Origin of the sequence: Herbaspirillum lusitanum P6-12 (assembly GCF_000256565.1) — a bacterium.
GTDB classification, from domain to species: Bacteria; Pseudomonadota; Gammaproteobacteria; order Burkholderiales; family Burkholderiaceae_D; genus Herbaspirillum; species Herbaspirillum lusitanum.
On the sequence record NZ_AJHH01000179.1, the window covers coordinates 1 to 7,888 of the forward strand.

The following is a 7,888-nucleotide window of genomic DNA, read 5'->3' on the forward strand; positions in this document are numbered from 1 at the left end:
CGGCATGCCGTGGCTTTTTATTGCGCCGGACCAGTTCAATCCTGGCTTGGTTCATCCAGTTTCTTTTTCACCTCGCGCCGCGCCGATTGCCGCACGGCGGAAGCGGTCTTGCGATGCGGACCGGCGGCGCGCTGCTTGGCGGCGACCGCGACCGGATTGCGCGGCTTGGCAAGTTGCGAAGGCTCAATGCGAAAGCTCAGCTTTTGCCGCGTTCCCAGCGTCTTGTTTGCCATGCCGCTCTCCTTCAGTTCACCATGCGTCGCTTACAGCACGTAGCGCGAAAGATCTTCGTTGACCGCCAGTTCGCCCAGGCGATCCTTGACGTAGGCCGCATCGATCGCGATGGTCTGCGCACCAGTTTCCCCGGCTGTGAATGAAATCTCTTCCAGCAGTTTTTCCATCACCGTGTAGAGGCGGCGCGCACCGATGTTTTCGGTCTTTTCATTGACCGAGAACGCGATCTCCGCCAGTTGCTGGATGCCGCTGTCGTCGAACTCCACCTTGACGCCTTCGGTTTCGAGCAGGGCCTGGTATTGCTTGGTCAGGCAGGCGTCGGTGCCGGTCAGGATGGTTTTGAAATCATCGATCGACAAGGAATCCAGCTCGACGCGGATCGGGAAGCGGCCTTGCAATTCCGGAATCAGATCAGACGGCTTGGCCAGATGGAAAGCGCCCGACGCGATGAACAGGATGTGATCGGTCTTGATCATGCCGTACTTGGTGTTGACGGTGGTGCCTTCGACCAGCGGCAGCAAGTCGCGCTGCACACCTGCGCGCGAGACGTCGGCACTGCCTTGCGAGCGCGTGGCGATCTTGTCGATCTCGTCGAGGAAGACGATGCCGTTCTGCTCGACGTTGGCGATGGTTGGCGATCGCCTTCTGCTTCAGTTCTTCTTCGTTGACCAGCTTGCCGGCTTCTTCTTCGATCAGGAATTTCATGGCCTCCCTGATCTTGACCTTGCGTGTCTTCTTGCGGTTGTTTCCCATGCCGGAAAACATGCTCTTGATCTGCTCGGTCATTTCTTCCATGCCCGGCGGCGCCATGATTTCCATTGCCGGCGAAGACTCGGACAGTTCGATCTCGATTTCGCGGTCGTCGAGGGCGCCTTCGCGCAGGCGTTTGCGGAACGTCTGGCGCGTGGTGCTGCCCTTTTCTTCCACGCCGTCGTCCGAGGCGACGTCGATCGCCTTCTGCTTCAGTTCTTCTTCGTTGACCAGCTTGCCGGCTTCTTCTTCGATCAGGAATTTCATGGCCTCCCTGATCTTGACCTTGCGTGTCTTCTTGCGGTTGTTTCCCATGCCGGAAAACATGCTCTTGATCTGCTCGGTCATTTCTTCCATGCCCGGCGGCGCCATGATTTCCATTGCCGGCGAAGACTCGGACAGTTCGATCTCGATTTCGCGGTCGTCGAGGGCGCCTTCGCGCAGGCGTTTGCGGAACGTCTGGCGCGTGGTGCTGCCCTTTTCTTCCACGCCGTCGTCCGAGGCGACGGCGTTCTTGTTGCCTTCCGGCGTGAAGCCGAAATCGCGCGCCGGCGGCAGCAGGATATCAAGCACGCGGTCTTCGGCGGCGTCTTCGGCGCGGGCGCGCACCTTGCGGACTTCACCTTCGCGGGTCTGCTTGATGCCGATGTCGATCAGGTCGCGGATGATGGTGTCGACGTCGCGGCCGACATAGCCGACTTCAGTGAATTTGGTGGCTTCGATCTTGATGAAAGGCGCGTCGGCCAGCTTGGCCAGGCGACGGGCGATTTCGGTCTTGCCGACGCCGGTGGGGCCGATCATCAGGATGTTCTTGGGCGTGATTTCGTGGCGCAGCGGCTCGGCGACCTGCTGGCGACGCCAGCGGTTGCGCAGCGCAATGGCGACGGCGCGCTTGGCGCGGCCTTGGCCGACCACGTGTTTGTCGAGTTCGGAGACGATCTCTTTGGGAGTCATGTTCATGGTGATGTTCTTTGCTCTTTAATCGAGTGTTTCGATAATGTGATTCAGGTTGGTGTAGATGCAGAGCTCGCCTGCAATCACCAGCGATTTCTTGACGATGTCGGCCGGCGACAGCTCGGTGTTTTCCTGCAGCGCCTTGGCGGCGGACTGCGCGAAGGTGCCGCCCGAACCGATCGCGCCGATGCCGTCGGTCGGCTCCAGCACGTCGCCGTTGCCGGTGATCACCAGCGTAGTGTCGCGGTCGGCGGTCAGCAGCATGGCTTCGAGGCGGCGCAGCATGCGGTCGGTGCGCCATTCCTTGGCCAACTCGACCGAGGCGCGCATCAGGTTGCCCTGGTGTTTTTCCAGCTTGGATTCAAACAGGTCAAGCAGCGTGAACGCATCGGCCGTGCCGCCGGCGAAGCCGACCAGTACCTTGCCGTTGTAGAGCTTGCGCACCTTGCGCGCAGTGCCCTTCATGACCACGTTGCCGAGCGTCACCTGGCCGTCGCCGCCCAGCGCCACGGTGTTGCCGCGTCGGACGGAGAGGATGGTCGTGCCGTGAAATTGTTCCATGCGAATGCCTCAATGAATGTGTTGCGCGGAGTGTTGCTTTGCTTGTTCTGGTGAAATGGGGACAGCGGGGCAGATTGCAAGGAGTGCGCGAACGCGCAAGCCTGCCGGTGCAGAGGCATTATTTTACGCCGCTACGGCAGGAGACAGAAGGCAGGGAAGAGAAGTGGAAGACAGATGACAATCTGTCTACTTTGAGAGCGTGCAAAAACATGTCATCCCGGCGCGCACCGGGATGACGGTAATACGTTAAACCGACAAGGTCATCAGGCTCGCGTTGCCGCCCGCTGCCGTCGTGTTGACGCACAACGCGCGCTCGGCCACCAGACGCCACAAGTCGATCGGCAAGTCTTCGGCGGTCGGCACCAGCGGCACCAGCGCGCCGTCACGGGCCGCCAGGAGGCCGCGCCATTGCGTGATCACCGGACCATCGACCAGCGCCAGATGCAAGTCCAGCGCAGCGACGTCGCCGCTGAGTTCGATCGCCTGGCGCGCTTCGGCCGGCAGCCCGGCCGGGATCAGCTTGCCCTGCGCGGCCGGCACCACGGCGATGTTGCCGGTGGCGAGCACGGCGGCGACCTGGTTCAGCAGCGCCGCGACGTCGGCTGCCGCGCACAGAATCTTGCCGCGCGGTGCAAACGACAGCGTGTTGCGCTCGCCGGTCGGACCCGGCAGGGTCAGCGTCCTGTGCAGCAGGCTTTCCTGCACATAGGTCGCGCCCAGTTGCGCCAGCTTGGCGTGGCCGTGAGTCGCAGCCCAGTCCAGCAAGGACTTCAATGGTTGCGATGCCGCCTGCGCAGCATCGTTGAACAGCTTGACGTCGGCGTGACGTTGCAGGCGTTTCAGGTACAGCGGGCCGCCGGCTTTGGGACCGGTGCCGGATTTGCCTTCGCCGCCGAACGGCTGCACGCCGACCACGGCGCCGACGATGTTGCGGTTGACGTAGATGTTGCCGACGTGGGCGCGCTCGGCGACGAAGGCGATGGTCTCGTCGATGCGCGAATGCACGCCCAGGGTCAGGCCGTAGCCGCTGGCGTTGATGGTGTCGATCAGCTGCGGCAGCTGGTCGCGGCGATAGCGCAGCACGTGCAGCACGGGGCCGAACACTTCACGCTTGAGCTGGGCGATGGAATCGATTTCAATCACGGTCGGCGCGACGTAGGTGCCGTACTGGTGACGTTCGTCGAGCGGCAACTGATACACCTTGCCGCCCTTCTTCATCTGTTCGACGTGCGCCAGCAATTGCGTGCGCGCCTCGTCATCGATGACCGGACCGATGTCGGTTTCCAGGCAGTCGGGACGGCCGATGCGCAGCTCCTGCATCGCACCCTTCAGCATGGTCATGGTCTTGTCGGCGATGTCTTCCTGCAGGCACAGCACGCGCAGGGCCGAGCAGCGCTGGCCGGCGCTGTCGAAGGCCGAGCTCAGGACATCCTGCACCACTTGTTCGGGCAAGGCGCTGGAGTCGACGATGAGCGCATTCTGGCCGCCGGTTTCGGCGATGAACGGGATGTCGCCGTGTTCGTCCTTGATGCGTTGCGCCAGGGTGCGGTTGATTAGCTGCGCGACTTCGGTCGAGCCGGTGAAGATCACGCCCTTGACCCGTGCATCGCCGGTCAGCGCCGCGCCGACAGTGTCGCCACGGCCCGGCAGGAATTGCAGCGCAGCGCGCGGCACGCCCGCTTCATGCAACAGCTGCACCGCGCGATGCGCGATCAGCGGCGTCTGTTCGGCCGGCTTGGCCAGCACCACGTTGCCGGCGGCCAGCGAAGCGCTGACTTCACCGATGAAAATCGCCAGCGGGAAATTCCACGGGCTGATGCACACCACCGGCCCCCACGCCAGCGCATTGCCGTCGTGACGCGATTGCGTCGCGTAGTAGCGCAGGAAGTCGACCGCTTCGCGCACTTCGGCAATCGCGTTGGGCAGCGACTTGCCGGCTTCGCGCACGGCCAGCGCCATCAGTTCGGCCTGATGCGTTTCGAACAGGTCGGCGGCACGCTCCAGCGCTTGTGCACGGTCGCCTGAGGAGACGGCCTGCCATTGCACCGCGTACTCGGTGGCGGCGTGCAAGGCGCTCTCGACGTCGTCGTGCGAGGCTTCGATGACCTGGCCCACGAGGTCGCGGCGGTCGGCCGGGTTGGTGATCGCCTGCGTCTCGCCGATGGATACGGCGCCGTCATGCAACAGCGGCGCGGCTTGCCATTGCCGCGCACTCAGTTGCGCGAAGGCGTGTTCGAGTCCGCGCAGGGTGTCTTCATTGCTGAGATCGACGCCGGCGGAATTCTTGCGCTCTTCGCCGTACAGGTTGCGCGGCAAGGCGATCTGCGGATGCGGTTCGCCGCCGGACTTTTGCACCGCGACGATGGGATCGGTGATCAGCGTGTCGATGGCGACGGCTTCATCGACGATCTGGTTGACGAAGGACGAGTTGGCGCCGTTCTCCAGCAGGCGGCGCACCAGATACGCCAGCAGCGTCTGGTGCGAACCGACCGGCGCGTAGATGCGGCAGGCCTTGCCGAGCTGGTCGGCGCCGACTACCTGGTCGTACAGGGTTTCGCCCATGCCGTGCAGGCACTGGAATTCGTAGTCGTCGATCTTGTGCTGCTGCGCCCAGGTGTAGATGGCCGACAGCGTGTGGGCGTTGTGCGTGGCGAATTGCGGATAGATGACGTCGGTCGCGGCCAGCAGTTTTTGCGCACAGGCCAGGTAGGACAGATCGGTGTGCACCTTGCGCGTGTAAACCGGATAGCCGGACAGGCCGTCGACTTGGGCGCGCTTGATTTCGCTGTCCCAGTAGGCGCCCTTGACCAGCCGCACCATCAGCTTGCGGCCGCTGCGGCGCGCCAGGTCGGCGAGGTAGTCGATCACGAACGGGCAACGCTTCTGGTACGCCTGCACCACGAAGCCGATGCCTTCGAAACCGTCGAGGTCGCGGTCGAATGCCAGTGCCTCCATCAGGTCCAGCGACAACTCGAGGCGGTCGGCTTCTTCGGCGTCGATGTTGAGGCCGATGTTGTAGGACTTGGCCAGCACCAGCAATTGCTTCAGGCGCGGCAGCAGTTCGTTCATCACGCGGGCATGTTGTGCACGCGAATAACGCGGATGCAGCGCCGACAGCTTGACCGAAATACCGGGACCGTCCTTGATGCCGCGACCGTTGGAGGCGCGGCCAATGGCATGGATCGCGTCTTCGTAGGATTTGTAGTAGAAGTCGGCGTCGTGCCCGGTCAGCGCCGCTTCGCCGAGCATGTCGTAGGAATAGCGATAGCCGCGCTTTTCATTGTCTCGGCTGTTGGCCAGCGCTTCGGCGATGGTCTGGCCGGTGACGAACTGGTTGCCCAGCATGCGCATGGCGAGGTCGACGCCCTTGCGGATCAGCGGTTCGCCGCCCTTGTTGATCAGGCGCGTGAGCGCCGAGGCCAGGCCGCTTTCGCTGCTGGTGCCGACCAGCTTGCCGGTGATCAGCAGGCCCCAGGTGGCGGCATTGACGAACAGCGACGGCGACTCGCCCAGATGCTTGCGCCAGTCGCCCTTGCTGATCTTGTCGGCGATCAGGCGATCGGCGGTCTGGTGATCGGGAATGCGCAGCAGCGCTTCGGCCAGGCACATCAACGCTACGCCTTCTTCCGACGACAGCGAGAATTCATGCATCAGCGCATCGACGCCGGACGAGCGCGTGCGCTTGGTGCGCACCGCCTGCACCAGCTTGCGCGCCAGTTTTTGCGTCGCTTCGGTCCATGTCGCATTGCTTTGCACCTGCGCCAGCAGCCACTGCACGGCGCCGCGTTCATCACGGCGATAGACGGCGGTGATCGCCGCACGCAGTGGCGTCGGCGCGTGCATGACTTCCTGTTGGAAGACGCTGAAGGCGGGCGCAAAGTTGGAAGGAATGCTGGAAGAAACGCTGGAAGGATGGGAGGCGCTGTTCATATTGGTTTGTCTCGGAAGGATAGGCAAAATACGGTTTTTGCCTGCTGCGATTCTATTCGGGATAGACCAATATTAATTCTGCATTTAATGCAGTTATGTCCTTGCGCTGCAAACGTGCTTCACGGGTCGACAAACGATCGGCGCAGACATTCAGGACCGCGACGACAGCGGCGCCGGTCAGCCCCAGCGTGAGCAAAAGATTTCGTGTATTCAGCATGTCGGCTCCCTGTTCGTCATACGGTGGCGCGGCTCAGGCGGACATGTGCTGTTTGAGCGAACGCTTGATAAGCTGCCGCGCTTCACCCATCGTGCGCTGCACCTTGCCGGCTTGCTGCAATTGCGCGGCGTGGCGGAGGTGCGCCTTATCGTGCATCAGGGTCGCCAGGTTTTCTTCCAGGCGGGCCACGACGATTTTCATGTTGCCAAGCAGTTGATCCTTGTTCATGGCGCGCTCCTCGGGGTTGGATGGGTGAAGCAATGGGACAGATCGTAGCAATGCCCCTTGGCAAGAGGTATAGGACGCCCGCCCATTGTCTTGTAGGACAAGATGAGAACCCGCGCCGGCAAAGGGATTCAGGAGATAAAGGAGGAATATTTACCTGTATTTCCCCTTGCTCTCCTACAACCGATTGCGCAGGCGTCTGATGGCGGCTGTCCGTGGCGGCGACTACGATGCAAGCATTGGATAGCGGCGCACGCCGCTGGCTGATGGATGACAGATTTGCGCGATGCTGAAGTTGCTTACGTTGCTTATGTCGATGCCGGCGTGCGCATCTGCCCGGTCGCCTGACCTCACTCTTGAACAACAAGGAGCAAGCCATGGGTAAATATTTTCTCGCCTGGATCCTCGGCGTCCCCGCATTCGTACTGGTGCTGATTTACTTTTTCGTGCACTGATGCGCAGCAGAATTAACAAAAAATAAATACTTCTTTTCCACTCTTCGACTGAAAGGAACATCATGAAAAACGATCGATTGATTGATACCCTGAACGACCTGATCCAAATCTCTAAGGACGGCGAAGAGGGCTTCCGTACCTGCGCCGAAGATGCTTCCGAGCGTCAGGCCTATTACAAGACCCAGTTCCTGGAACGCTCGCAGGCGTGCGGCCAGACCGTGCTGGAATTGCAAAACCTGGTGCGCGCGCTGGGCGGCGATCCCGCCACCCACAGCAGTGTGAGCGGCACCCTGCACCGCCAATGGGTCAACATCAAGAGCGCCATCATGGGCAAGGATGATGAAGCCATCCTGAACGAGTGCGAGCGCGGCGAAGACGCTGCCGTCAATGCCTATCGCAAGGCACTGGCCGAGGACCTGCCAAGCGACGTCCGCCTGATCATCGAACGCCAGTATCAGGGCGTGCTGGCCAACCATGACCGTGTGAAGGCATTGCGCGATCAGGTGCGCGCCAGGAAGGCCGCTTAAGCTTTTCCTCGCGCATTAAAAAAAGCGGCCTGCTG

7 protein-coding genes and 1 pseudogene are annotated in these 7,888 nt (G+C 61.9%); 1 reads left to right on the forward strand and 7 read right to left on the reverse strand.

Features of this window, described 5'->3' with window-relative positions:
- Positions 1-35 precede the first annotated feature (35 nt).
- From HLUSI_RS0106250 to HLUSI_RS0106270, 7 genes and pseudogenes are all read right to left on the reverse strand, one after another.
- A complete protein-coding gene (locus HLUSI_RS0106250) occupies positions 36-233 on the reverse strand; it encodes a hypothetical protein (protein ID WP_016833181.1) in 198 nt (65 codons plus the stop codon).
- A gap of 30 nt (positions 234-263) precedes the next feature.
- On the reverse strand, positions 264-863 hold the full coding sequence (locus HLUSI_RS33920) for an AAA family ATPase (RefSeq protein WP_414086449.1): 600 nt from the start codon (positions 861-863) through the stop codon (positions 264-266).
- 652 nt (positions 864-1,515) lie between these two features.
- Positions 1,516-1,944: pseudogene (locus HLUSI_RS34905) on the reverse strand (AAA family ATPase); the annotation flags it as partial.
- Positions 1,945-1,962: 18 nt separating this feature from the next.
- The gene (hslV, locus tag HLUSI_RS0106260) at positions 1,963-2,499 is read right to left on the reverse strand and encodes an ATP-dependent protease subunit HslV (protein WP_016833182.1); all 537 of its coding nucleotides are present in this window, start codon (positions 2,497-2,499) and stop codon (positions 1,963-1,965) included.
- Positions 2,500-2,745: 246 nt separating this feature from the next.
- Positions 2,746-6,429 carry a trifunctional transcriptional regulator/proline dehydrogenase/L-glutamate gamma-semialdehyde dehydrogenase gene (gene putA, locus HLUSI_RS0106265; protein ID WP_016833183.1) on the reverse strand — a complete coding sequence of 1,228 codons (3,684 nt, stop codon included), beginning with the start codon at positions 6,427-6,429 and terminating at the stop codon, positions 2,746-2,748.
- 52 nt (positions 6,430-6,481) lie between these two features.
- The gene (locus HLUSI_RS32415) at positions 6,482-6,646 is read right to left on the reverse strand and encodes a hypothetical protein (RefSeq protein ID WP_157137762.1); all 165 of its coding nucleotides are present in this window, start codon (positions 6,644-6,646) and stop codon (positions 6,482-6,484) included.
- Between the two features lie 33 nt (positions 6,647-6,679).
- Positions 6,680-6,874 (reverse strand): hypothetical protein, encoded by a 195-nt coding sequence (locus HLUSI_RS0106270; protein WP_016833184.1) that lies wholly within the window; start codon positions 6,872-6,874, stop codon positions 6,680-6,682.
- A 514-nt stretch (positions 6,875-7,388) separates the two neighbouring features.
- Between HLUSI_RS0106270 and HLUSI_RS0106280 the strand changes: the two genes are divergently transcribed.
- On the forward strand, positions 7,389-7,853 hold the full coding sequence (locus HLUSI_RS0106280) for a PA2169 family four-helix-bundle protein (protein ID WP_016833186.1): 465 nt from the start codon (positions 7,389-7,391) through the stop codon (positions 7,851-7,853).
- The last annotated feature ends 35 nt before the right edge of the window (positions 7,854-7,888 follow it).

Excerpts from the sequence above, each read along its gene's own strand:
- HLUSI_RS0106250 (WP_016833181.1), bottom strand. The coding sequence starts at position 233 with ATGGCAAACAAGACGCTGGGAACGCGGCAAAAGCTGAGCTTTCGCATT.
- putA (WP_016833183.1), bottom strand. The coding sequence starts at position 6,429 with ATGAACAGCGCCTCCCATCCTTCCAGCGTTTCTTCCAGCATTCCTTCC.
- hslV (WP_016833182.1), bottom strand. The coding sequence starts at position 2,499 with ATGGAACAATTTCACGGCACGACCATCCTCTCCGTCCGACGCGGCAAC.
- HLUSI_RS0106270 (WP_016833184.1), bottom strand. The coding sequence starts at position 6,874 with ATGAACAAGGATCAACTGCTTGGCAACATGAAAATCGTCGTGGCCCGC.
- HLUSI_RS32415 (WP_157137762.1), bottom strand. The coding sequence starts at position 6,646 with ATGCTGAATACACGAAATCTTTTGCTCACGCTGGGGCTGACCGGCGCC.
- HLUSI_RS0106280 (WP_016833186.1), top strand. The coding sequence starts at position 7,389 with ATGAAAAACGATCGATTGATTGATACCCTGAACGACCTGATCCAAATC.